This window comes from Aeromonas veronii, assembly GCF_040215105.1.
GTDB classification, from domain to species: Bacteria; Pseudomonadota; Gammaproteobacteria; order Enterobacterales; family Aeromonadaceae; genus Aeromonas; species Aeromonas veronii_G.
This window is the reverse complement of record NZ_CP157875.1, coordinates 1,153,551-1,177,994: the sequence shown is the minus strand read 5'-3', so window position 1 is coordinate 1,177,994 and position 24,444 is coordinate 1,153,551. Positions and strand designations below refer to the sequence as shown.

The 24,444-nt window shown below is 62.4% G+C and carries 24 protein-coding genes; 2 read left to right on the top strand and 22 right to left on the bottom strand.

Going from position 1 to position 24,444, the window contains the following annotated elements; all coding sequences use genetic code 11:
- Window positions 1–60 precede the first annotated feature (60 nt).
- The 19 genes from ABNP46_RS05600 to ABNP46_RS05510 all read right to left on the bottom strand — a co-directional run bounded on the left by ABNP46_RS05600 (window position 61) and on the right by ABNP46_RS05510 (window position 18,339).
- The gene (locus ABNP46_RS05600) at window positions 61–804 is read right to left on the bottom strand and encodes an amino acid ABC transporter ATP-binding protein (RefSeq protein WP_349921437.1); all 744 of its coding nucleotides are present in this window, start codon (window positions 802–804) and stop codon (window positions 61–63) included.
- Between the two features lie 93 nt (window positions 805–897).
- Entirely contained in the window at window positions 898–1,992 is a 1,095-nt protein-coding gene (locus ABNP46_RS05595; RefSeq protein WP_349921435.1) for an amino acid ABC transporter permease, read from the bottom strand.
- A gap of 9 nt (window positions 1,993–2,001) precedes the next feature.
- The gene (locus ABNP46_RS05590; protein WP_349921434.1) at window positions 2,002–3,189 is read right to left on the bottom strand and encodes an amino acid ABC transporter permease; all 1,188 of its coding nucleotides are present in this window, start codon (window positions 3,187–3,189) and stop codon (window positions 2,002–2,004) included.
- Window positions 3,190–3,257: 68 nt separating this feature from the next.
- Window positions 3,258–4,277, bottom strand: coding sequence for an amino acid ABC transporter substrate-binding protein (locus tag ABNP46_RS05585; RefSeq protein WP_349921433.1), 1,020 nt, complete (start codon window positions 4,275–4,277; stop codon window positions 3,258–3,260).
- A 514-nt stretch (window positions 4,278–4,791) separates the two neighbouring features.
- Window positions 4,792–5,103, bottom strand: coding sequence for a DUF2845 domain-containing protein (locus ABNP46_RS05580; protein ID WP_349921432.1), 312 nt, complete (start codon window positions 5,101–5,103; stop codon window positions 4,792–4,794).
- Entirely contained in the window at window positions 5,088–6,101 is a 1,014-nt protein-coding gene (locus ABNP46_RS05575; RefSeq protein ID WP_349921431.1) for an ABC transporter permease, read from the bottom strand. The genes ABNP46_RS05580 and ABNP46_RS05575 overlap by 16 nt, the downstream gene beginning before the upstream one ends.
- Window positions 6,098–6,979 carry an ABC transporter ATP-binding protein gene (locus ABNP46_RS05570; RefSeq protein ID WP_349921430.1) on the bottom strand — a complete coding sequence of 294 codons (882 nt, stop codon included), beginning with the start codon at window positions 6,977–6,979 and terminating at the stop codon, window positions 6,098–6,100. Before ABNP46_RS05570 ends, ABNP46_RS05575 begins: the two co-directional genes overlap by 4 nt.
- 140 nt (window positions 6,980–7,119) lie before the next feature.
- Entirely contained in the window at window positions 7,120–7,731 is a 612-nt protein-coding gene (locus ABNP46_RS05565; protein WP_349921429.1) for an FKBP-type peptidyl-prolyl cis-trans isomerase, read from the bottom strand.
- A gap of 107 nt (window positions 7,732–7,838) precedes the next feature.
- Window positions 7,839–7,988: a hypothetical protein gene (locus ABNP46_RS05560; protein WP_349922612.1), complete on the bottom strand. Its 150-nt coding sequence runs from the start codon at window positions 7,986–7,988 to the stop codon at window positions 7,839–7,841.
- Window positions 7,989–8,009: 21 nt separating this feature from the next.
- Complete coding sequence (locus ABNP46_RS05555; protein ID WP_349921428.1) at window positions 8,010–8,735, bottom strand: copper homeostasis protein CutC; 726 nt, start codon at window positions 8,733–8,735, stop codon at window positions 8,010–8,012.
- A 42-nt stretch (window positions 8,736–8,777) separates the two neighbouring features.
- The gene (locus ABNP46_RS05550; RefSeq protein WP_349921427.1) at window positions 8,778–9,680 is read right to left on the bottom strand and encodes an ROK family protein; all 903 of its coding nucleotides are present in this window, start codon (window positions 9,678–9,680) and stop codon (window positions 8,778–8,780) included.
- Between the two features lie 105 nt (window positions 9,681–9,785).
- Window positions 9,786–10,289, bottom strand: a complete 504-nt coding sequence (locus ABNP46_RS05545) for a GNAT family N-acetyltransferase (protein ID WP_349921426.1) — start codon at window positions 10,287–10,289, stop codon at window positions 9,786–9,788.
- Window positions 10,277–11,092: a M48 family metallopeptidase gene (locus ABNP46_RS05540; RefSeq protein ID WP_349921425.1), complete on the bottom strand. Its 816-nt coding sequence runs from the start codon at window positions 11,090–11,092 to the stop codon at window positions 10,277–10,279. Before ABNP46_RS05540 ends, ABNP46_RS05545 begins: the two co-directional genes overlap by 13 nt.
- Window positions 11,093–11,250: 158 nt before the next feature.
- Window positions 11,251–12,225 (bottom strand): PstS family phosphate ABC transporter substrate-binding protein, encoded by a 975-nt coding sequence (locus tag ABNP46_RS05535; RefSeq protein WP_349921424.1) that lies wholly within the window; start codon window positions 12,223–12,225, stop codon window positions 11,251–11,253.
- A 287-nt stretch (window positions 12,226–12,512) separates the two neighbouring features.
- Window positions 12,513–13,808 carry a phosphate regulon sensor histidine kinase PhoR gene (phoR, locus tag ABNP46_RS05530; RefSeq protein ID WP_349921423.1) on the bottom strand — a complete coding sequence of 432 codons (1,296 nt, stop codon included), beginning with the start codon at window positions 13,806–13,808 and terminating at the stop codon, window positions 12,513–12,515.
- A 104-nt stretch (window positions 13,809–13,912) separates the two neighbouring features.
- Window positions 13,913–14,602, bottom strand: a complete 690-nt coding sequence (gene phoB / locus ABNP46_RS05525; RefSeq protein ID WP_041206225.1) for a phosphate regulon transcriptional regulator PhoB — start codon at window positions 14,600–14,602, stop codon at window positions 13,913–13,915.
- 102 nt (window positions 14,603–14,704) lie between these two features.
- Window positions 14,705–15,115, bottom strand: a complete 411-nt coding sequence (locus ABNP46_RS05520; RefSeq protein ID WP_349921422.1) for a VOC family protein — start codon at window positions 15,113–15,115, stop codon at window positions 14,705–14,707.
- A gap of 69 nt (window positions 15,116–15,184) precedes the next feature.
- Window positions 15,185–16,465 (bottom strand): GGDEF domain-containing protein, encoded by a 1,281-nt coding sequence (locus ABNP46_RS05515; protein WP_349921421.1) that lies wholly within the window; start codon window positions 16,463–16,465, stop codon window positions 15,185–15,187.
- A gap of 236 nt (window positions 16,466–16,701) precedes the next feature.
- Window positions 16,702–18,339 carry a sigma-54-dependent Fis family transcriptional regulator gene (locus ABNP46_RS05510; protein ID WP_349921420.1) on the bottom strand — a complete coding sequence of 546 codons (1,638 nt, stop codon included), beginning with the start codon at window positions 18,337–18,339 and terminating at the stop codon, window positions 16,702–16,704.
- Window positions 18,340–18,575: 236 nt separating this feature from the next.
- Between ABNP46_RS05510 and exaC the strand changes: the two genes are divergently transcribed.
- The gene (gene exaC, locus ABNP46_RS05505; protein ID WP_349921419.1) at window positions 18,576–20,093 is read left to right on the top strand and encodes an acetaldehyde dehydrogenase ExaC; all 1,518 of its coding nucleotides are present in this window, start codon (window positions 18,576–18,578) and stop codon (window positions 20,091–20,093) included.
- 70 nt (window positions 20,094–20,163) lie between these two features.
- On the opposite strand, the gene ABNP46_RS05500 is transcribed toward exaC, so the two are convergent.
- Complete coding sequence (locus tag ABNP46_RS05500; RefSeq protein WP_434476179.1) at window positions 20,164–20,952, bottom strand: AraC family transcriptional regulator; 789 nt, start codon at window positions 20,950–20,952, stop codon at window positions 20,164–20,166.
- 162 nt (window positions 20,953–21,114) lie between these two features.
- On the opposite strand from ABNP46_RS05500, the gene ABNP46_RS05495 reads away from it, so the two are divergent.
- Window positions 21,115–22,014 carry a DMT family transporter gene (locus ABNP46_RS05495; RefSeq protein ID WP_349921418.1) on the top strand — a complete coding sequence of 300 codons (900 nt, stop codon included), beginning with the start codon at window positions 21,115–21,117 and terminating at the stop codon, window positions 22,012–22,014.
- A gap of 153 nt (window positions 22,015–22,167) precedes the next feature.
- Here the strand turns inward: ABNP46_RS05495 and ABNP46_RS05490 are convergent, their stop codons facing one another.
- Together ABNP46_RS05490 and ABNP46_RS05485 are read right to left on the bottom strand one after the other, a co-directional pair.
- Window positions 22,168–22,860 carry a response regulator gene (locus tag ABNP46_RS05490; RefSeq protein ID WP_349921417.1) on the bottom strand — a complete coding sequence of 231 codons (693 nt, stop codon included), beginning with the start codon at window positions 22,858–22,860 and terminating at the stop codon, window positions 22,168–22,170.
- A gap of 3 nt (window positions 22,861–22,863) precedes the next feature.
- A complete protein-coding gene (locus tag ABNP46_RS05485) occupies window positions 22,864–24,429 on the bottom strand; it encodes a sensor histidine kinase (RefSeq protein WP_349921416.1) in 1,566 nt (521 codons plus the stop codon).
- Window positions 24,430–24,444 lie beyond the last annotated feature (15 nt).

Below are 24,444 nucleotides of genomic sequence, written 5' to 3'. Positions count from 1 at the left end.
CATGAACATTTTGGCCCGCCGCTCATCGCGCGCGGGCCGTTTTCATGACGGGGAACGGGCTCAGTGCTGCAGTATCTGGGAGAGGAACAGCTTGGTACGATCCGACTGGGGATTGTCGAAGAACTGATCCGGCACGTTCTCCTCGATGATCTGGCCGCGGTCCATGAAGATCACCCGGTCCGCCACCTGCTTGGCAAAGCCCATCTCGTGGGTGACGCAGAGCATAGTCATCCCTTCATGAGCCAGTTCCACCATCACATCCAGCACCTCGCGCACCATCTCGGGATCCAGTGCCGAAGTGGGTTCATCGAACAGCATCACCTGCGGATTCATGCAGAGGCTGCGGGCGATGGCCACCCGCTGCTGCTGACCGCCGGAGAGCTGCCCCGGGTACTTCAGGGCCTGCTCCGGGATCCTGACCCGGCGCAGGAAGTTCATGGCGATCTCCTCAGCCTCCTTGCGCGGCAGCTGTTTGACCCAGATTGGGGCCAGGCAGCAATTTTCCAGCACCGTCAGGTGGGGGAAAAGGTTGAAGTGCTGGAACACCATGCCGACTTCCCGGCGTACCGTCTCGATGTTCTTGAGATCCGAAGTGAGTGCCGTCCCCTTGACCAGGATGTCGCCGCTCTGATGCTCCTCCAGCCGGTTGATGCAGCGGATCATGGTGGACTTGCCGGAACCCGATGGCCCGCAGATGACGATCTTCTCCCCCTTCCCCACCTGCAGGTTGATGTTTCGCAGCACATGAAACTCGCCATACCACTTGTTGACATCCTTGAGCGCGACCACGGTGTCTGTTGTCATTTTGAAGCTACTCCTGATACCTGCACCCCATATGCTTTATGAGAGGGGCTGTTAAGGGCTATCCCTGCATCCTTTGTCATATTGAAACCACTCCTAATGCTTGTGACCCGTGTTGAGTTTGTGTTCCAGATAGATGGAGTAACGGGACATGCCAAAACAGAACATCCAGAAGACCATGGCGATGAACACATAGGCCTCGGTAGAGAACCCCAGCCAGGCCGGATCGGCCAGCGCCACCTTGGAGATGGCGAGCAAGTCAAACAGACCGATGATCAGCACCAGGCTGGTGTCCTTGAACAACGAGATGAAGGTGTTCACCAGAGAAGGGATGGTGATCTTGAGGGCCTGGGGCATGATGATGAGACCCATCACCTTCCAGTAGGAGAGCCCGAGGGCTTCCCCCGCCTCATACTGCCCCTTGGGGATCGCCTGCAACCCGCCCCGCACCACCTCGGCCACATAGGCTGACTGGAACAAAATGATGCCGATGAGCGCCCGCAGCAGCTTGTCCAGCTCAACTTGGCTTGTCATGAACAGTGGCAACATGACGGAGGCCATGAACAGCACAGTGATAAGCGGCACCGCCCGCCAGAACTCGATATAGACGGTGGAGAGGCTGGAGATCACCGGCATGTGGGAGCGTCGCCCCAGGGCCAGCAGGATCCCGAGGGGCAGCGCCGCCGCAATCCCCACCACTGCCAGCACCAGGGTCAGCATCAGCCCGCCCCAGCGATTGGTTTCCACCACCGCAAGGCCGGCACCGCCGTGGATCAGCAGGAAGGCGATGACGGGGAACACCAGCAGGGTAAAGAGTGCAAGCCAACCCTTGCGAGGGGTACGTGGCCAGATGAGCAGTGCCAGCAGCACCGCCAGACCGATGAAGGCCACATTGATGCGCCAATATTGATCCACCGGATAGAAACCGTAGAGGTATTGCCCGAGCCGACTCTCGATGAAGATCCAGCAGGCCCCTTCCTGAGTGCAGTCGGCGCGGCCGCTCCCCTGCCAGGTGGCGGAAAACAGCGCCCAGTCCAGCGCCGACCAGAGCAGTGGCAGCAGCAGATAGGCCAACACCAGGGTCAATAGGCTGCTCCACCAATTGGGAAACAGATTCTGCCTAAGCCAGGCCAACACACCACGTCTGTTGCTGGGGGGAGGCAGTGCCTCTTGCATTTCATTGACAAACATAACGCCTCCCTAGCGTTCGACCAGCATCATCCGGCGGTTGTAGATATTCATCAGGATTGAGGTACTGATGCTGATGAGGAGATAGACCCCCATGGTCATGGCAATCACCTCGATTGCCTGCCCGGTCTGGTTGAGGGTCGTGCCCATGAATACCGAGACCAGATCCGGATAACCGATGGCGGTAGCCAGCGACGAGTTCTTGGTGAGATTGAGATACTGACTGGTGAGCGGCGGAATGATGACCCGCATCGCCTGGGGAATGACCACCAATCGCAGGGTCTTGGTGGGCGACAGCCCCAGAGCGGAAGCCGCCTCCGTCTGGCCCTTGCTGATGGCGAGAATGCCGGAACGCACTATCTCGGCGATGAAGGCCGCCGTATAGATGGTGAGCGCCAGCAGCAGCGCCGCGAGCTCCGGCAACACCGTCAGGCCACCCCGGAAGTTGAAGCCCTGCAAGACAGGGATGCTCCAGCCAAGCGGGCTCCCCACCAGCAGGAAAGTGATGAAGGGCAACAATAGGATGAGCCCCAGCGTGCAGCTCCAGATCGGGAATATCCTGCCGGTCAGCTCCTGGCGGCGCCTAGCCCAGCGACGCAGGCCCCAGCTGATGAAAAATGCCAGCAGCAGGGCCCAGAGTACATAGCCAAATCCTTCTTCAAACAGGGGCTTGGGTAGATAGAGACCCCGCACATTGAGAAAGGCAAGCTCACCCAGCTCCACGCTCTGGCGCGGGGATGGCAGGGTGCGCAACACCGAGAAGTACCAGAAGAAGATCTGCAGCAGCAACGGTATGTTGCGAAAGGTCTCTATATAAACGGTGGCTATCTTGGCCACCAGCCAGTTGCTGGACAGCCGGGCCACCCCGAGCACAAACCCCAGCAGGGTCGCAAACAGGATACCGAGCACAGAAACCAGCAGGGTGTTGAGCAGGCCGACGACAAAAGTACGGCCAAAGGTATAGGTTTCGTCGTAGGGGATCAGGCTCTGCAAGATGCCGAACCCGGCGGTATTGCCCAGGAAATCGAAGCCGGTGGTGATGCCACGGGTGGCCAGATTGGTCAGGGCATTGTTGACGATGTAAAACAGAAACGTGAGAACGGCGACGATGGCCAGGCACTGGAACACCAGTGCCCGCACCTTGGCGTCGTACCACCAACGGCCCTGTTCCTTCCTATGGTTTGATGCATGTGACGCCATAAGGATGACTCCGACAAAGCCAAGGCAAGGGGAAAACGGGGGGCCAGGCCCCCCGAACAATCATCGACTCAGCGGATGGGCGGTGCGTACATCAGGCCGCCCTTGTTCCAGAGCGCGTTGATGCCACGGTCAATTTTGAGGGGCGAACCGGCACCCACATTGCGATCGAACGACTCGCCGTAGTTGCCGACCTGCTTGACGATGTTGTAGGCCCACTTGTCATCCAGCCCCAGTACCGTGCCCTTGGGCTCTTCCAGCCCCAGCAGACGGCGGACGTCCGGGTTGGTGGACTTGAGCATCTCGTCCACGTTGGCGCTGGTCACGCCAGCCTCTTCGGCGTTGAGCATGGCGTAGAGGCTCCAGCGTACCACCTTGAACCATTGATCATCCCCCTGACGCACCGCCGGGCCCAGAGGCTCCTTGGAGATGACCTCCGGCAATACCAGCGCCTCTTCCGGCTTGGTCAGCTTGATCTTGAGGGAGTAGAGCTGGGACTGATCCGAGGTCAGGACGTCGCAGCGACCGGCTTCAAACCCTTTCACGGTCTGATCCGAGGTGTCAAACACCACCGGGGTGTATTTCATGCCGCCATTGGCGCGGAAGTAGTCCGCCAGGTTCAGCTCGGTGGTGGTACCGGACTGAATGCAGACCGCGGCCCCATCCAGCTCCTTGGCACTCTTGACCCCGAGGGACTGCTTGACCAGGAACCCCTGACCGTCGTAGTAGTTCACCCCGGCAAAGGTCAACCCCAAAGAACCGTCCCGGGTCAATGTCCAGGTGGTATTGCGAGAGAGCAGATCCACTTCACCGGACTGCAGCGCGGTGAAGCGCTCCTTGGCGGTGAGGGAGACATATTTGACCTTGCTGGCGTCGCCAAATACCGCAGCCGCAACTGCGCGGCACACGTCCACATCCAGACCAGTCCAGGTCCCTTTCGCATCCGGGTTGGAGAAGCCGGGCAGGCCATCGCCGACCCCGCACTGTACGAACCCTTTCTTCTTGACCGCATCCAGGGTGCCGTCGGCCCAAACATTGGCTGCCGCCAGCGACAGCACTATCACCATACCTGCCTTGTGTATCTGCTTCATGTCACTCTTCCCTGTGGTTTGATCTGAGTTGGCATCAAAAACCTCGCAAGATGCCCTCTTTTTCCCGACTTTTCGCAGCTTATCCAGCCCTCAAAAAACCTGTCAATCGGTGCAACCCAGCCCAATTGTGGTGCAGCAGCACAAAATGTTTGAATGGGTGGCTAAACACCTTATGAATAAAAAATAGACCCTTATTTCCGAAATAGCCTGCTGCCATAGCCCTTTCATACCATGAGGATTATTTTTGCAAAAAAATCGGGCCGCACCACAACGGGGCAGCAAGATCTGCGACCAACTAACTCATTAGGCTCATGTTTCTGCTGGCATGCCCCAATGGGAGGAGCATCTTGTCAATGGCGAGCAGCTGACGTTGCGGTAAAAAAGCAGAGGCTGGATGACCGAGGTGTCACGCCCTGAGGGGGTGGAAAGCGATTAGTTTTCAGAGAAGACAAGGGTTGAGAAAGCAGGCCCAGATCATAATGGCAGAGGGAAGAGCAGCCCCATGAGCGGCGCTTCAACCACCCCGTGGACCATCTTCAATCTCGGTGATGACGCCGTTTTCGACGGTCACAAACTGCATGAACTGGTTCTTGCCGAAGTTGTAGGTCCAACGTTCGGCGTATTTCACCGTCATGCGGGCCCCAAAGCCATTTTCTTCATACCGGGTCAAGTCCTCCTTGAGCATCGGCTGACCACAGCGGATCAATAGCTCGGCCGTGGTATCTCCCTCGGTCAGGAGCGCACTCTTGCAGCGCAAGGTGCCCGCATTCACCGGCAGGGCCGCGAGCAACAACACACCCCAGAGAAGCTTCATTTTGCGCTCCATTTAAAAAGCAGGGACCCCAGCACGAGGCAGCTCAGTGCAAACAGCGCGACCTGGGCCAAGGCACCCGCGACCGCTTGCCAGCCCGCCCCCTCCAGCATCACGGCGCGGGCAGCCTCGATGAGCTGGCTTAAGGGAAGGCGGGCTCCAATGGCCTGCAACCAAGGGGGAGAACCTTCCAGCGAAAACCAGACACCGGACAGGAACATCATGGGCAGGCTGATGAGATTGAGCAAGCCGCTCGCCAGTTCCTCATTCTGGAGGCGAGCGGCGATGAGCAGACCCAGCGAGGCCATGGCGGTACCACCGACCAGCGCAATCAGCAGCAGTAACCAGCCCGAGCCCAACAGAGGCACCCCCAGCAGCCAATAGGCCACCAGAAACACCAACAAGCTCACCACCAGGGTGATCAGTACCCGCGACAGCAGCTGGGCACCGAGAAACTCGGCCGCCGACAGGGGGGTCGCTCTCAGTCGCTTGAGCACCCCGTTCTTGCGATAGCGGACGATGACGAAGCCGACCCCAAACAGGCCGGAGAACATCAGATTCATGCCGATCACCCCGGGCAACAGCCAGTCACCATAGCGGATGGCTCGCCCCGACAGCACCTCCTTTTGCAACGGCAAGCCGATCGCCTGACGCAGCAAATACTCCGCCATGGCCCCCTGGGGGGCATCCGGGTTGACCCAATACTGGCCTCGGGTGGGTGAGAGCAGCAGGTCCAGCTGATGATGGCGCACCTTGAGCTGCCCCTTCTCTGCGTCCCCATAGGGGATGAGCTTGAGCAGCGGAATCTTGTTCAGGGGCTGATAGGCGGCAGGCAGCGCCCCCAGCACGCCCATCTGCACCAGGGGCTTGGGTGGGCCGGAAAAGAGGAGGGAAAACCCAATCACCAGCAGCAGGGGAAACGCCAGATTCCAGACCAGTGCGGCCCGATCGCGCACAAACTCGAGGTTGCGGGCATGGAGCAGTGCCCCGATGCGCCTCAGGGATCCGCTCATGCGCCGCTCCTTAGGCTATGTCCGGTCAGTTGCAAGAAGAGATCCTCCAGATTGGGGGAACGCACCTGCATGCCGGTCAGCGGTACCCCAAGCCTTAGCAATTGGGGCAACAGGAGCGCCACATCCGGGCAGGTCAACTCAACCTGTTCCCCACGCCGTTGCAATGGATGCCCCAGTTGTGCCAGAGCCGGATGATCCGCGAGACGCACCAATACCCCGTCAAAGTGGCGGGCCAGCAGGGCCGCCGGGGTATCCAGGCTCAGCAGATGACCGTGATCGACGATGGCTATCTGATCGCACAGTTGCTGAGCCTCGTCCATGTAGTGGGTGGTGAGCACCACCGTCTTGCCCTGAGCCTTGATGGCCTCGATACGCTGCCAGAAGTGGTGACGCGCCTGGGGATCCAGCCCTGTCGTTGGCTCATCGAGAAACAGCAATTCGGGATCCCCGAGCAGCGCCAGGGCCAGCAACAGGCGCTGACGCTGGCCGCCGGAGAGCTTGCGGCTGTCCCGGTCGATAAACTCGCCGAGTGCGCACAGTTCGATGAGCAGGTCACGTGGCAAGGGATTGGGATAGAGGCTGGCGAACAGGCGCAGGGTATCGCGCACCGTCAGAAAATCCTGCAGGGCCGTGTGCTGGAACTGGATACCGATGCGGGAGCGATAATCAGCATCGCGAGGGGCGCCATGGAACAGGATCTGACCGCTGTCCGGGGTGAGGATCCCCTCCAGCAACTCGATGGTGGTGGTTTTGCCCGCGCCGTTTGGCCCAAGCAGACCGAAGCAACTGCCGGCGGGGATGGCAAAGCTGAGCCCGTCCACCGCCTTGACGCCGGGGAAGTGCTTGATAAGGTCGATGACTTCGATGATGGCAGCCATGGGGATCTCCCTGAAGACGCTCTGACTATATATCCAAAACGGATCCACTTGCCCATGACCCAGCCTGCCCACCACGCGAGACGAACACAAAAGCAAACGGCGACCCAGAGGTCGCCGTTTGTCAGTGCAGAGTTACCGGATCACAGGATGTCCAGCAGCTCCACTTCGAATACCAGAGCGGAGTACGGCGGGATGGAGCCAGCACCACGGGCACCGTAGGCCAGATCCTGCGGAATGTAGAGCTTCCACTTGGAACCAACCGGCATCAGTTGCAGTGCTTCAACCCAGCCGGCGATGACGCCAGTGACCGGGAATTCGGCCGGTTCGCCACGGGCGACGGAGCTGTCAAACACGCCACCGTGGGTGAAGGTGCCGTGGTAGTGCACACGGACGGACTGACCGGCAACCGGGACGGCACCATTGCCTTCGACCATGACTTCGTACTGCAGACCGGAGTCGGTCACGTTCACACCGGCACGCTTGGCGTTGTCGGCCAGGAAGGCTTCGCCATCGGCGGCGGCAGCCTTGGCGGCAGCTTCCTGCTCGGCCTGCATGCGGGTAGTGATGACCTGGAAGGCATCGTTGATATCGTCACGGCTGACCGCGAACTCCAGACCGTTCAGGGCATCAGCCAGACCTTGCTGCAGGGCCGGGATATCCAGACCGGCGAAAGCTTGCTGCGCCAGCTGATCACCCATGTTGCGGCCGATGCCGTAGCTGGCCTTCTGTTCGATAGAGTCGTATTGGGACATTGAGATGTAGCTCCAGATCCAGGTAATAAAAGAGACGGGATGATATCAGACTTTTTCTCGGGGTGCTGCCAGCGTCCACGGCGATTTCCCTGCCCGTGGGAGAGCGCTCACACATGCGGGGCAGACTGATCCGGCAATGCCCGGGTGCAACCCCGATCCAGCAGAGCCCTGACCGCCGCCACCTTGGCGCCATCGGTAATATTGACCCGGCCATCGTCCGAGGTACCCATGTTGACGCTGACAGGGAGCGGCACCATGCCACGGCGCCGCACCTATACTCAGGCTTGGTCCAGCAAAGCCCGCACCACCGCCACCTTGGCACCGTCTGTGATATTGACCCGGCCATCGTCCGAGGTACCCATGTTGACGCCGTGGGGCACCATGCCGCCACGCCAGCCCATACCGGACATGTGCACCTCGTCCACGCCGGTAAACTCGAGAATGGTGCGCACATTGTCGGCATTGACCCCGGCTCCCGGCATCAGGCTGGCGCGTCCGGCCAAGGCCTGCTGCATCGCCTGCAGGGTCTCGAGCCCCGCGAGCGCAGTGGGAGCATGGCCCGAACTCAGGATCCGCTCACAGCCTGCGTCGACGATGGTTTCGAGGTCGGCACGCCAGTCGGAGCAAAGGTCAATCGCGCGATGGAAGGTGACGCCGAGGGGGCCGGCCGCGTCCACCAACTGCTTGAGCAGGGTTGCGGGCACCCGTCCCGCCTCGTCCAGCAGACCCACCACGACGCCCTGCAAACCGGCGGCACGGGCGGCTGCGATGTCCTGCAGCATGATCTCGAATTCAAAGGCACTGAAGCAGAAATCCCCGGCACGGGGGCGGATCATGGCGTAGACGGGGATGGTGGCATGGCGCACCACCTGCTGCATGAAACCGTAAGAGGGCGTCAGACCACCCAGACCCAGCGCAGAGCAGAGCTCGATGCGATCCGCGCCGGCCTGCTGGGCGGTAAACAGGGATTCCAGATTGTCGATACAGATTTCAAGACGGGTCATGATGACTCCTTGTTCAGGGGAGATCAGACCCTGTGTCTGATCTCATAAATTGAGCAAAGCCGCGCCGCGCACTCCGCCTGCCCCACCGAAGCGGGCCTGACGGATGGCTGGCAGGGCAACCCCGGGCAGCAGGTGGCCGGGCAGGCGCCGGGGCAGTTGTTCATACAGCGCCGGTAGACCACTGAGGCCGCCGCCCAGCACCACCACTTCGGGGTCGAGCACCGAGATGGCGGTGGCAAGCCCTGCCGCCAGGATCTCCAGCCAGCAGTCGATAGTGGTCAGGGCGCTCGGTTCGTGCGCCTCGTAGCGGGCGACGATCTGATGACCGCTGGCACGCTCCCCGTGGAAGTGGTGGTAGAGACGCTCGAGGCCAGTACCGGACGCATAGGTTTCGAAACAGACCAACCGACCACAGCCACAGCGGGGGCGCGGCAGGTCGGGATACTTCATCAGAATGGTAGCGGGCAGCGGGTAGTGGCCTATCTCTCCCGCCAGCCAGTTGCGGCCCTGGATCAGTTGGCCGGCCAGATAGACGGCACCCCCGATGCCGGTGCCTATGGTCATGCCCAGTGCACTCTGCGCACCGGCCGCGGCCCCCTGATGCACTTCGGACCAGAGGAAGCAGTTGGCATCGTTATCCACCCGGACGGTGCGTCCCAGCAGTTCGGTCAAGTCAGCCCCCAGGTGACGGCCATGGATGGCGGGCAGGTTCGCCGCCACTATGCTCTTGTCGTCCCGGTTGAGGATGCCGGGAAAGCCTATTCCAACAACCCCCTTGGCGCCGAAGCGGGCATCCGCCTCCAGCACCCGGCTGCGGATGAGCTGCTGCAACCCCGGATAGTCATCCCCCGGGGTGCTCATGCGCTCCTCGTGACAGAGATTCAACCCGCCGTCATACACCGCGAAGGCTATCTTGGTGCCACCAATGTCAAAACCGTAATACATGCCCACACTCCCTTGCCGACGAACCGGACCAGCCATTCCAGAGGGGGACATTGTATTAATTCGCAGAAAAAATAAAGCAATGGGAGGTCAAAAACGGGAGCCAGCTCAAAGCAAACGGGACATTTGCCGCTGCAGGCAGGGCTGACCCAGGCTGGTGAGGGTGCGCTCCTGCCCGTCGAACACGAAGCCGCGACGCTGATAGAAGCCCTCGCCTATCCGGTTGCCATCAAGCAGCCACAGTTTGACGCATTCGCAGCCGGATCGTCGCATTTGCACCGCCACCGCCTGCCACAGCCGCTTGCCATAACCCTGGCGCCAATGGGCAGGATGCAGATAGAGGGCGCAGATGCGGGCAGTCATCACCTCCTCCCGCACGGGCTGCCAGTAGAGCAGACCGATGACCACTTCGTGTTGGCAGATCAGCATGGGCTGGGGGCCGGCGCCGGCCAAACGATGCTGCCAGATCTGCAGATGATCGGTAACCGCCAGCCGGGCCAGAGCATCTTCCCCCAGCATATCGCCATAGGCAGCCAACCAGCTGGCCCGTTGCATCACCGTCATGGCGGCGGCATCGGCGGGCCGTGCGAGGCGCAGGCTTATGCCTTGCACTGGGGGGCCAGGCCGGAGGCTCTCGCCTGCTGATACAAGGGCTGCACTTCGGCCTGCTGGGCCTGCAGCTCGGCGATGCGGCTGGCATCGCTCGGGTGGGTGGAGAGCAGCTGGGGAGGCGCCTTGCCACCGGAGGCGGCACTCATATTTTGCCACAGGGGGATGGCCTGCGCCGGATCGAAGCCAGCCTTGGCCATCAGCGCCAGCCCGAGACGATCCGCCTCGCTCTCCTGCTCGCGGCCGTACGGCAAGGTAATGCCCACCTGGACGCCAAGCCCGAGGGCCGCCATGGTGGCACCACCATAGCTGCTGCCACTCGCGCCGAGCGCCACATCGGCCGCCGCCAGCCCGATGCCGGTCAGCTGATCCCGAGAGAGGCGTTCGTTGGAGTGCTGAGCCAGTACGTGGGTCAACTCGTGGCCGATGACGGTGGCGAGCTGATCCTGATTCTTGGCTACCTTGAGCAGGCCGCTGTAGACCCCTATCTTGCCGCCGGGCAGGGCGAAGGCATTCACCTCTTTGGAATCAAACACCACCACCTCCCAGCTGGTGATGCCGTAACTGGCGGGCACCTGGGCGGTCACCGCCTTGGCCACGCAGGAGACGTAAGCATTCATCCGGGCATCCGTGCTCACCTTCTCCTGCTTCTTCATTTCCTCGAACGAGTCGGCACCCAGCTGATTCATCTGCTGGGGGGAGAAGAGCAGCATCTGGTTGCGACCGGTCGGCGACTGGGCACAGCCGGCCAACAGGGCGCTGCACAGAGCCACCAGGCCAAACGGGGAGAGAGAAGAGGCACGCATGAAGGGATCCTTGATCATGAAGTTGCCCCTATTTTCGGAAATGCCGACCCGGGGTGCAAGTCTGCTCATCAGGAGTTGCGACCAAAAATCTCGTCACGCCAAAATAAAAACGAGCCCACCTGGGGCTCGTTTGTCTGCAAGGTCGCAGCGGGTATGGATTACATGATACCCAGCTTCTTCAGGTCGGCCTGCACCACCTTGGACGGTACCGGCACATAGCCGTCTTTCGCCACTATGGTCTGACCCGCCTTGGACAGCATCATCTTCACGAACTCCTGCTCCATCGGGGCGAGGGGTTTGTTCGGGTGCTTGTTCACGTAGACGTACAGGAAGCGCGACAGCGGGTATTTGCCGGTGATGGCGTTGTCCGAGGTGGCTTCGATGAAGGTCTTGCCATCCTTGGAGAGCGGGACGGCGCGTACACCGGAGGTGACGTAGCCGATACCGGAGTAGCCGATGCCGTTCAGGGAGGAGGAGACGGACTGCACCACGGAGGCAGAACCCGGTTGCTCGTTCACGCCGCTCTTGAAGTCGCCGTTACACAGGGCGTGCTCCTTGAAGTAGCCGTAGGTACCGGAGACGGAGTTGCGACCGAACAGTTGCAAGTCCTTGGAAGACCAGCTGCCATCCAGACCCAGGTCTGCCCACTTGGTGGCGGCCTTGGCTTCGCCGCACTTGAGGGTGCTGGAGAAGATGGCGTCGATCTGCGGCATGGTCAGCCCCTTGATGGGGTTGTCCTTGTTGACGAACACGGCCAGGGCATCGACGGCGACGCGGATGGCGGTGGGCTTGTAACCGTAACGCTTCTCGAAGGCCTCTTCTTCACCGGCCTTCATGGCACGGCTCATGGGGCCAAACTGGGCAACACCTTCGGTCAGGGCAGTGGGCGCGGTAGAGGAACCGGCGGCCTGGATCTGCACGTTGACGTTCGGGTACATGCGCTTAAATTCTTCGGCCCACAGGGTCATCATGTTGGCCAGGGTGTCAGAGCCGACAGAGGACAGGTTGCCCGAGATGCCGCTGGTCGGAGTGTAATCCGGCAGATCTTTATCCACACCGGCAGCCAATGCGCTGACAGAAAACAGGGTTGCTGCGGTAAATCCGATTACACCAGCCAGTTTGTTGAGTTTCATCCAATCTCTCCAAAGTTACACAAGGCTTTGCCAATACATGGCGCCGATAAACACTGTCTTGCCGTGATCAACCCGATTGCATCAGCCGGATTGTTGAGTTTCAAACCGTCCCCTCCTCTTCAACGTTGCAGAAGGTCCGTTCTTTAAGACGGCGCCAGTATCTGGGCTGGCAATGACAAATTTATGGATTTAATGTGACACTTTGATGACATGGCAGGGATTTTATCCCATGAGAAAGGGCCGTGAACACGGCCCTTTCATTGATGCTAACCCATTGCAAAACAAGCTTATTTTATCACCACCATGCGGGCAGGGATGAGGAAGCTGAAGCGGCTGCCCTTGCCAATCCGGCTCTCTATCTCGAGCTGGGCATCGTGATGACTCAAGGCATGCTTGACGATGGCAAGGCCGAGCCCAGAGCCGCCGGTATGACGGGAGCGGGCCTTGTCGACCCGGTAGAACCGCTCGGTGAGCCGGGTCAGGTGCTCGGGGGCTATCCCCTCCCCCTCGTCCGCTACCACGAACAGCGCCATGGCCCCCTGCTTGCGCCACTCCACGGTGATCTGACGACCCGCCGGGGTATAGTGAATGGCGTTGTAAACCAGGTTGGAGACGGCACTGCGCAGTTGATCCCTGTCCCCTCGCACGAACAGATCCGGCTGCACGTTGAACACCAGTCGGTGCCCAGCCTCCCCCGAGAGCGCCCTCGCCTCCTGCTCCAGCAGGCCCAGCATGGCGGGCATGTCCACCAAATGAGAGAGATCCACGGTCGGCGCCGCCTCGATGCGCGACAGGGTGAGCAGCTGATTGACCAGGTTATCCATGCGGATCGTCTGCTCCATCATGACCTTGTGAGCCTTGGCCCACATGGCGGGGGGCGGTGGCTCCTCGGTCATCTCCAGATATCCCTTGAGCACGGTGAGCGGGGTGCGCAGCTCGTGGGAGACGTTGGAAACGAAGTGCTTGCGAGTCTTCTCCAGGCTGCGCAGCCGGGTCACGTCCCGCACCACCAGCATGGCCTGATCCTCGGCATAGGGCATGATCCGGAATTCGAGAAACTTCTCCTCGTTGATGGGAGAGTGCATCTCGAAGGGCTCGTCATACTGCCCCTTGCCCAGATACGCGACGAAGGCGGGATTGCGGATGAGGTTGCCGATGTGCTGTCCCGCATCCTCCGGCCAGCGAAAGCCGAGCAACTGCTCCGCCAGCCGGTTGCACCAGAGGATGCTGCCATCGGTGCGAAACACCACGGCCGCGTCGGGCAACGCCTCGGCCCCTTCCCGGAAGCGACGAATGAGCCCCGCCAGCTCCCGGCGACGGGCACGGTGGCGCTGCTGGAGTTTGTAGATGCCGTTGAAGATGTATTCCCAGCTGCCGCTGCCATGGGGGGGCACCAGGCTGCGATCGTGCCACAGCCAGTCCGACAGCCGCTTCTGGAAGCGATAGTGCCAGCCCAGATGCAACAGGGTCGCCACCAGCAGGCAGAGCGCAAGATGATCGATTAACCAACCTACCAAGACGAAGGGGGCGTAGAAGAACGCCATTCGCCACAACTGACGCCGCCAAGCGTAAGGTTGCAACATTAAGATCTCCTAGAGACGGCAAAGAGCAAGGGTCCGCGCCAGCTGGCGCAGTGTTGCAACCTCATCCCTTCCATGACAGCGAATGAGATTGCCACATCGGGTCCCTAGAGACGGGTGGAGAAGCGGTATCCGGCCCCACGCACCGTCTGGATCAGTCTGTCGTGTCCCGTCTCTTCGATGGCCTTGCGCAGACGGCGGATGTGCACGTCCACGGTTCTGTCTTCCACATAGACATTGGTTCCCCAGACGTTGTTGAGCAACTGCTCGCGGCTGTAGACCCGCTCCGGGTGCGTCATGAAGAAGTGCAGCAACTTGAACTCGGTCGGGCCCATGTCCAGCGCCTTCTCCTCGGCACTGACCCGGTGGGAAACCGGATCCAGTTTGAGCCCCTGCACCTCGATCACCTCGTCCACCGAGGTCGGGGAGACCCGGCGCATCACCGCATGCAGGCGGGCGGTCAGCTCCTTGGGGGAGAAGGGCTTGGTGATGTAGTCGTCGGCCCCCGCCTCCAGTCCCCGCACCTTGTCCTCTTCCTCGCCACGGGCAGTCAGCATCACCACCGGGATCTGGCGGGTCACCTCATCCTGCTTGAGCTGCTTGATGAACTGGATGCCACTGCCACCTGGCATCATCCAGTCCAGCACGATGAGTTCGGGGTAGGGTTCGCGCACCTTCGCCAGTCCATCGGCATAATCTTCCGCCTCAACGGTCTCATATCCTTTCTGCTCGAGCACGAAGCAGAGCATTTCGCGGATGGGTGCCTCGTCCTCGACCACCAGAATTCGCTTAGCCATATCCCTTCTCTCTCCTCTGTGAAGATGGGTGCGCCAATTATTAGAACTTTCTGTGACACTTTTATGACTTTATGACAGGCGGGATAATAAACGTTTTCAGATTCAGGTGGCAGCAGCCCGTTGCAGCAGATCCCAGCGATTGCCGCTGATGTCCTCGAACACCACCACGGTGCCATAGGATTCGAGACGCGGCTCTTCACAAAACTGGACACCATATTCCTGCATGCGGCGGTAATCTGCCCAGAAGTCATGGGTCTCGAGGAACAGGAACACCCGGCCTCCTCCCTGGCGACCGATGGCGGCCTCTTGCTCGGGAGTGGCGGCGCGAGCCAGTAGCAGGGCCGAACCGGGGGCCCCCTTGGGGGCGACCCGCACCCAACGCTTGCCCGGTTTGCCCGGCTCATCCAGTCGGCTGTCTTCCAGCAGGGCAAAATCCAGCCCCTGGGTGAAGAAGGCGATCGCCTCGTCGTAATCGGCCACCAGCAGGGTCAAGGCCCCCAGAGAGTGCGGCATGAAGACTCCTCGTCAGATAAGGGTGGGCACGAGGGCCCGGGCCGCGGAGCATAACGGTTTTTCCACCCGCTATTCCACTTCGACCCGGTTGCGCCCCCGTTTCTTGGCCTGATAGAGCGCCTCGTCGGCCCGCTTCAGGGTCCTCTCCAGGGGATCGCCGCGTCGCTCCGCCACCCCGAAAGAGGCCGTAACCTTGAGTCCGAGCGGCCAGTCGCCATAGGCCTCGATGGCCTGCCGGATCCGCTCGGCCAGCGCCACGGCACGGGCTTGTTCATAGTGCAGGCAGACCAGCACGAACTCCTCCCCGCCCCAGCGCACCAACCGGCACAGGTTGTCACAGTGACGCAGCACCTCGCTCACCATGTGCTTGAGGACCTCGTCCCCCATGGGGTGGCCGTGAGCGTCATTGACGTGCTTGAAATGGTCGATGTCGATATAGATGAAGGAGAGCGGCATCTCGCCAAGCTCCCCGAGCAGCTTCTCGCCGCCGAGGCGATTGAGGGCACCGGTCAGGGGATCGTAGCGGGCCTCCTCTTCGGTGCGCCGATTCTGCTCGCTGAGGCTCTGGCTGAGGGCCTCGGCCGCCAGTCGCGCCGCCTTCGCCTTGCGCAGCTTGTCCCCCACCAGCAGGTACTGCATCAGAAACAGCAAGATGCCGTAGGCCAGCCAGCTCATCAGCAGATAGCGATAGAAGTTCCCCGGTTTGCCCCAACGGCCATAGAACTCCATCTGTTCCAGACTCAGTCGATAGTCTCCCGGCAACATGCGATCCCCCGAGGCCAGCTCGATGGCATAGACATGCTGCAGATCCGGCCCCTGCTGGGCCAGCGGGATATTGTACTGCTGCACCCACCAGGAACTGGGAGCGAACACATCGAGCGGCACATCCTGCACGACCCCATAGTCGTTGGGACGGAACATCACCTCGTTGAACTTGTGGGAAGTATCGTCTCCCGGGATCGAATAGCTGGGGTCGTAGTTACGAAGATAGAAGCGCCAGACCTGGGGATGCTCCCCACTGGCCGCCAGCTTGACCCGCATCCCGCTGAAGAGGGAGAGGTCGATCCCCGCCTCCGGTTGGGTCAGGGTCAGGATCAGCTCACAGAAGGGGTACTCATATCCCGGCCGCAACTTGCAGTCTATGGTCGGGACCCTGTTGTCAGGAATCAGGGTGGTGATGGATTGGCCGCCATGAGCGCGGTCGTCCTGCCCCTTGGCTGAGAACTCGGTGCTGGCGAGGATATCCAACCGCCGTTCGGGGCCAAATTCAAACAACAGGATCGCCAGCACGCTGAGGGCCAACAGGAACCAGAACAACAGATTGGTCACGCGGAAGTAGGAGGGGATCATCGTCATCACACCTAGCTGGAACCACGACAGTACACTCGGTCAAGGGATCACACATTGATCCAACCCCTTCCAGAGTGTTATTACACGCGCCCGAAACAGGCACAGGAGAGAGTGCTCTTGCACGCCATCAGTCTGGGGACATATTCACCACGCACACTCCATGTCATGGAAAAATAAGGGAAAACATCAATTTACCCCACCAGTCTACACAAGCCTGGTCGTGCGTGACAACACCCTCAGCCCTCCTCTTTCAGCAGCCGATAGAGGGTAGTACGGCTGACCCCGAGGCGCCGCGCCGCCTCGCTCAGATTACCCCCACACAGTGCCAGCGTCTGCTGCGCCTGCCGCCGGCTCTGGCTGCGCAGCGTCGTCTCCGGCGCGCCCCCCATCCCCGGATCGGTTGCAGGCAGATGCAGATGAGCCGGGGTGATCACCCCCTGCCCCTCCGCCAGCACGCAAGCCACCTCCAGCACCTGCTTGAGCTGTCGCACGTTGCCGGGCAGCGGGTGGGCCAGCAGTTGCTGCAACGCGGCATCATCCAGGCGCAGTGAGGCATCCATCTCACCGATCAGCTGACTCATCAGGGCGCTGCGCTCAGCGTGCGGGCGGGCGCGCAGCGGCGTCACCTCTTGGCGCCAGCCGCTGATGCGATAATAGAGATCCTCCCGAAAGTCCCCCGTCTGCACCATGGCCGCCAGATCCCGGTGGCTGGCGCAGACCAGCCAGAAGTCCACCGGCTCGGGCCTGTGGCTGCCAACCGGCGTCACACTGCGTTCCTGCAGCACCCGCAGCAGCCGGGTCTGGGCCGGCAGGGGCAACTCCCCGATTTCGTCCAGCATCAGGATGCCGCCGTGGGCGGCCCGCACATACCCCTGGCTGCCCTGATTGCGCGCCCCGCTGAAGGCGCCTCCCACATACCCGAACAACTCGGCCTCAACCAGATCTGCTGGCAGGGCGCCACAGTTGACGCACACCAGAGGCCTCTCTCGCCGACTCGACTGGTCATGCAGCGCGCGCACCAGGTACTCCTTGCCGCTGCCGGTCTCCCCCTCCACGAGCAGGGGGATGCCACGTTCCAGCATCTTGAGGGGCACGCCCCCGGCGGGCGGGATCACGACCGTTCTGGGCATGGCCGGAGCCTCGAGCCGCAGACCGCGTCCCTCCCGCAGCAGTTGCGCGCCATCGAAGAAGTGCTGGCCCAACCAGAGTCGCCCCGCCCGGTTGGCACCGAGCAACTCTCCCGACTCCCCCAGCAGCAGGCGGGCGGACCAGAGACTCTGGGGATCGAGATCCACCAGCCAGCCCCCCTTGCGAGCCAGCAAGGCGTTCTCGAGGGTCATGGCCAAGAGCCGCACCGTGCCCAGCATGTCGCCATCGTGGTGGGCCGCATCGCTGGAGACGTCCAGCACCCCGAGCAGGGTACCGTCCGGCCCGAGCAGGGGACAGGCACTGCAACTGAGGCTGCTGTGCTGGGCGAAGAAGTGCTGGGCCCCCAGCACCTGCACCTCGCTCTGCTCGGCCAGCGCCGTGCCGATGGCGTTGGTCCCCTTGCTCGCCTCCCCCCAGCGGGCGCCACTGCGCAGGAAGATGCGTTCGGCGTGACGGGCGAACCCCTCATCCCCGCTGGCGGCCAGTATGGCCCCCTCGGCGTCGCACAGCAGCAAGCGGCAGGGACGCCCCGCCAGCAACTGGGCAAAAAGGGGCAGCACGAAGCGCTGGAAGCAGGCAATCAGCTCCCGGCTCGCCTCCAGCCGGGCCGACAACTCCCCCTGGGGCAGGAGATCCAGCTCGGCACTCTGCTGACGGCTGAGCCCCTGGTGCAGACAGCGCTGCCAGGAGCGTTGGATGGGGCTGGACATGGGGGATTCGCGCATCTGGCCTCCTGTTCACAAACGGTACGGTGGCGGGGTCAACTGTCCAGAAACGGCACAGCCACCCCGGCAAGTTCGGGATCTCCGGTTAATCAAGATACGCCGCCACGCCCTGATTGGTAACGTTTTTGTAACTTTTGCACCGCTGGTCAGACCCACTGGCACGTCCCTTGCGACAGTCGGCAGGCAACCGGCTCCTGAACGGGCCGGTCAGGACCACACACATCAAGGAAAACACGATGATCTACACAGCCCCCGGCCAGGCAGGCGCCCTGGTCAGCTTCAAGTCCCGTTACGACAACTTCATCGGTGGCGACTGGGTAGCCCCCCGCGCCGGGCGCTACTTCGAGAATGTCTCCCCCGTCGATGGCCGGGTGTTCTGCGAGGTGGCCCGCTCCGATGCCGCCGACGTCGAGCTGGCGCTGGATGCGGCCCACAAGGCCTTTGCCAGCTGGAGCAAGACCAGCGTCACCGAGCGCAGCAACCTGCTGCTGCGCATCGCCGATCGCATCGAGCAGAACATCGAACGCCTCGCCGTCGCCGAGACCTGGGAGAACGGCAAGGCGGTGCGCGAGACCCTGGCCGCCGACCTGCCCCTGGTGGTGGATCATTTCCGCTACTTCGCCGGTTGCATCCGCGCCCAGGAGGGCTCCGCCGCCGAGCTGGATCAGAACACCGTCAGCTACCACTTCAAGGAGCCCATCGGCGTGGTCGGCCAGATCATCCCCTGGAACTTCCCCCTGCTGATGGCGGCCTGGAAGCTGGCTCCCGTGCTGGCGGCGGGCTGCTGCAGCGTACTCAAACCCGCCGAACAGACCCCGGTCACCATCATGCTGCTGATGGATCTCATCCAGGACATCTTGCCCCCCGGCGTGGTCAACGTGGTCAACGGCTTCGGGCCCGAGGCGGGGCAGGCGCTGGCCACCAGCGACCGGATCCAGAAGCTCGCCTTCACCGGTTCGACCGAAATTGGCGCCCATATCCTGCGCTGCGCCGCCGAGAAGCTGATCCCCTCCACCGTGGAGCTCGGTGGCAAGTCTCCCAACATCTACTTCGCCGATGTGATGCAGCACGAGAGCCAGTACATCGACAAGGCGGTGGAGGGCATGCTGATGACCTTCTTCAACCAGGGGGAGGTGTGCACCTGTCCCTCCCGCGCCCTGGTGCAGGCGAGTATCTACGACGACTTCATGGATCGCGTGCTGGCCCGTGCCCGCACCATAGTGCAGGGCAATCCCCTCGACACCGCGACCCAGGTGGGGGCCCAGGTCTCCCGGGAGCAGTACGACAAGATCCTGAGTTACATGGAGATCGGCCGTGGCGAGGGGGCGAAAATGCTGATCGGTGGCAACGCCGCCCGGGTGAGCGGGCTGGAGGGGGGCTTCTACATCCAGCCCACCATCTTCCAGGGTCAGAACAAGATGCGGGTATTCCAGGAGGAGATCTTCGGGCCGGCCCTCGGGGTCACCACCTTCAAGGATGAGGCCGAGGCCCTGACCATCGCCAACGACACCCAGTACGGGCTGGGTGCCGGGCTCTGGACCCGGGACGGCAACCTGGCCTGGCGCATGGGCCGCGGCATCCAGGCCGGTCGGGTCTGGATCAACTGCTACCACGCCTACCCGGCTCACGCCGCCTTCGGTGGCTACAAGAAGTCAGGCATCGGCCGCGAGACCCACAAGATGATGCTGGATCACTACCAGAACACCAAGAACCTGCTGGTGAGCCACGACATCAATCCGCTGGGCTTCTTCTGATGAAACCTGTCTGACACGACAAGGGCGCCGCTGGCGCCCTTTTTGATCCCCCTGCTGCCCGCTTCATACCTTACCGCTCAATGCCCAGCTGCTGGCGGTAACGCTGGGGGGAGCAGCCCAATTCCCGGTTGAACATGGCGATGAAGGCGGAGGTGGAGCCATAGCCGAGGCGCCAGCCGATCTCCTGGATGGGGAGCTCCCCCTTGAGCCAGGCCAGGGCCTTCAACAGCCGCAGCCGCCCCCGCCACTGGCCGAAGTTCATGCCGAGCTCCCGCACGCAGCGCCGGGCCAGGGTGCGCTCGGTGCTGTGCAACTGCTCCGCCCACTGGGCCAGGGTGCGCCCGTCTGCGGGATCGCTGCGCAGGGCCGCCAGCATGGGAGCCAGCAGCTTGTCCTGACTCATGGGCAGGAAGCTCTCCTGGCAGCGGGTGTGGGCCAGTTTCTCGATGAGCAGCTCGGCCTGGCGTCTGTCCCAGTCGTTCTCCATGTGGCCCAGTTTTCGCTCGCAGAAATCCGCCAGCAGGGCCCGGATGAGCGGCGTCATCTCCAGCAGCCTGGGCTCAGTGGGCAGGCGGGCGGCCAGGGGCTGATTGACATAGATGGAGGTGTAGGCCAGTGCCTGCTGGTTGTAGGAGGCGTGCTCCAGATTGGCGGGCACCCAGATGAGGTAGTCCGCCGGGGCCACCAGTCGCTGCTCGTCCAGCACGATCTCCATCACCCCGAGGCTGATCATGCTGAGCTGGCCCCAGGGGTGGCTGTGGGGCGCGCAGGCGCTGTCGGCCTGGATCTGCTGATAGCGCAGATAGAGGGGATTGGGCTCGGGCAGCGCGAGATCCCGGCTGTGGTAGTGGTGCACCATGATTCATCGTCCTGGCTGGATAAGGCGGCCGTCCCGCGTATGACCTCCCCACTTCGGCGGGCGCGGCGGGTTGTCCTTTCTGCGGGATAGAATGTCAGTTTTACGTTACTTGATAATAGAAAGACAAGGGTAGACTGGGCCCCTGATACCAAGGAGCCTTCCATGCGACTCTTCTCCCCCCTTCTCTTCCCGCTGATGGCGGTGCTGATCTGGGCCACCAATACCGTGGTCTCCAAGGCCGCGGCCGGCGTGGTCGATCCCGCCGCCATCTCCTTCTATCGCTGGGTGCTCGCCGCCCTGACCCTGTCGCCCTTCTGTCTGCCCCAGCTCTGGCGCCGCCGGGCCGAATTCAGGCCCTGGCTCGGCAAGCTGCTGGTGCTCTCCCTGCTCGGCATGGTGCTCTATCAGTGCCTGGCCTACTACGCCGCCCACAGCACCTCGGCCACCAACATGGGGGTCATCGGCTCATTGCTGCCACTGCTGACCCTGCTGATCAGTGCCTGTTTCTTCGGCCAGAAGCCCGGCAAGCAGGCGATCGCGGGCATGAGCGTCTCCCTGTTCGGAGTGTTCTGGCTGCTGAGCCAGGGCCGGCCCCTGACGCTGCTGCACAACGGTATCAACCCGGGGGATGGCATGATGCTGCTGGGGGCCGCCAGCTATGCGCTCTATGGCCTCCTGATCCGCCGCTGGCAGTTGCCATTCGGCCCCTGGCTCAACCTCTATGTGCAGATCCTGCTGGCGGTGCTGCTGCTCATCCCGGTCGCCCTGTCCGCCGATTCCCTGGTGGTGCCACGGGAAGGCTGGAGCATGGTGCTGTTCGCCGGCATCGCCTCCTCCCTGCTCGCGGCCTACTGCTGGATGCGGGGGCTCGCCAGCCTCGGGGCCGAGCGCACCTCGGTGTTCATGAACCTGATCCCGCTGTTCACCGCCATGATCGCCGTCACCAGCCTGGGGGAACCCATTCACGGCTACCACCTGCTCGGCGGCGGCCTCATTCTCGGCGGGGTTATGTTCTCCCAGATCAAGCCTCGCAGACGCACTCCCCTGCTGGAAGAAGCCTAGGCAGTGGTGAATTCCACCATACTGAAGTGAGGCAGTGCAACATGCTGCCAAAAACCAGAAACAACAAGGGAGCCGAGGCTCCCTTGTTGTTTTTCATGCTGAGGGTGGCAAATCCGCCCGGCTCCTGGCTCACCCGGCGTGTTCCCCGTGCCCCTAACCGGCGCGGCGCCAGTGATAACGGCGCTCCGGCCGGCCGCGCTGACCGTAGTTGAGATCCACGTCCAGCTTGTCCTCGGACTCCAGAAACTCCAGATAACGGCGCGCCGTGGTACGGCTGAGGGAGAGGCGCAGGGCCACCGCATCGGTGGAGAAAGAGGTATCCGGCTCCCCCGCCAGCAATTCCAGCACCTGACGCAAGGTGATGGCGTCGATGCCCTTGGGGGTGTCGCGCACCTCCCGCGGCTGGATCCGCCCCTTGCCCATCAGCCGGTCCAGATCGCTCTGCTCCAGCAGGCCGCGCTCGCACAGGCGCCGATGCAGGGTGAGGATCTCGTCGAGACTCTGCTGGATGCGAAACAGCCGCAGCGGCTTGATGATGTAGTCCTGCACGCCCAGGTTCAGGGCCTGCTGTATGGTCTCCACGTCGCAGGAGGCGGTGACCATGACCACGAACACCTCCCGGTTGTGGTTGCGCAAGCGGTTGACCCACTCCAGCCCGGAGCCATCGGGCAGGGAGATGTCGACGATCAGCAGTTGGGGCTCGGTGGCCCGCATCATGAGGTCGGCCTGGGCCAGGCTCTCGGCCCGTCCCAGCAAGGAGTAACCCGCGGTCGATCCGACCAGCTCGCCAAGGATGGCGCCGATCCGCTCGTCGTCCTCGATAATAAGCGTGAAGATTGGCTTCATGACTCACACCAATTGGTTTTTATTCAAATAGATACCAAACAATGTGGTCTGTTCGGCGGTGCGCCGCCATTCTATCACACCCCCACGACGAGCCACTGTCTTCTTGACCAGAAAGAGACCCACGCCATGATCGCCGGTCTGGCGGCTCACCCCGTAGTCGAACAGATGATCCGCCAGCGCCTCGTCCACCCCCTCGCCGCTGTCCTCCACCTCGATCACCAGCCGGCGGCCGAAGTCATCGAGAGAGAGGAACACCCTGGGCTCCCGCTGCTGGCGGTTGGCCCAGGCGGCGCGGATGCCGTTGTCCAGCAGGTTGCCGATGCAGGTGATGAGATCCGCCGACACCTCCGCCGGGTACTCCCCGAGGGCCGAGCCGGAGTCCAGCACCAACTCGACCCCGAGCTCCCGCGCCCGGCTGAACTTGCCGAGGATGAGGCCGGCTACCGGTTTGTTCTCCACCGTTCGCAGCAGATCCTGCAGCATGTTCTGGCACGCCTCGTTCTCCTGCTGGATGAGCTCCACCGCCTGCTCCACGTGGCCGAGCTGCAGCAGACCCGACAGGCTGCTGAGCTTGTTGGCAAACTCGTGGGTCTGGATGCGCAGCATCTCCGCATACTGGCGCAGGTGGGTCACCTGCACCCCCAGGCTGCCGGTGCCGTCCGGCCGACTGAAGATGAGCATGCGTCCGGGCTCGCGGCCGCTCAGCTCCTGCCAGTGACCGACGAAATCCTCCCCCTGCACGGTAAACTGCACACTCCCCTGTTGGTTGAGGGTCGGCAGCAGGGCCGGCGCCAGCTCGGCCAGGGATTGCCCCAGCAGGGCATGACGACCGGTGCCCGGCAGCCGCAACTGATAGAACGCGGCGCTGTTGAGCATCTTGATCCTGAACTGGCCATCCAGGGCCACTATCCCCTCGGAGATCCCCTCCAGCACCAGATCCTGCTGGGCGAAGCGGTTGACAATGGTCTCCGGCTCCAGATCCAGCAGGGTGCGCCGCAGCAGGTGTTGCAGCCAGAACGCCAGCAGCAGACCACAGCCCAGCACGGCGCCGATGGCGCTGAGGAGCAGGGCGATGCGCTCAAGGTAGATGCCCTCCACCGTCTGCATCAGGTAACCCACCGCCACGGCACCGATGGCACGGCCATCCCCACCGATGACGGGGGAGAAGCAGCGGATGGCCGGCCCCAGGGTGCCGACATCCTTGGAGCAGTAGCTGCGCAGATCCTGGATGGCCGGCCAGATATCCTCCCCGCGAAAAATCTGGCCGATGAGCTCGGGGGAGGGGTGACTCAGGCGCCTGGCATGCTCGTCGGTCACCACCATGTAGGCGGCATCGGTGCGCAGCCGCACCCCTTCCACATAGTCCCGAAGGCCCGGATCCCGTCCCAGTTGCAGGGCTTGCACCACCCGGCTGTCTGCCGCCAGCACCCGGGCCAGATCCCCTCCCTTCTCCTGCAGGGTGCTCTCCAGCAGGTGGCGGATGAAGAGGGCGAGCAGCCCTCCCAGGATCAGGATCAGCAGCAACGACAGGCCGAGGGAGAGGGCGACGAATTGGTGGCGCAGTTTCATCTGGTTACCTTGCAA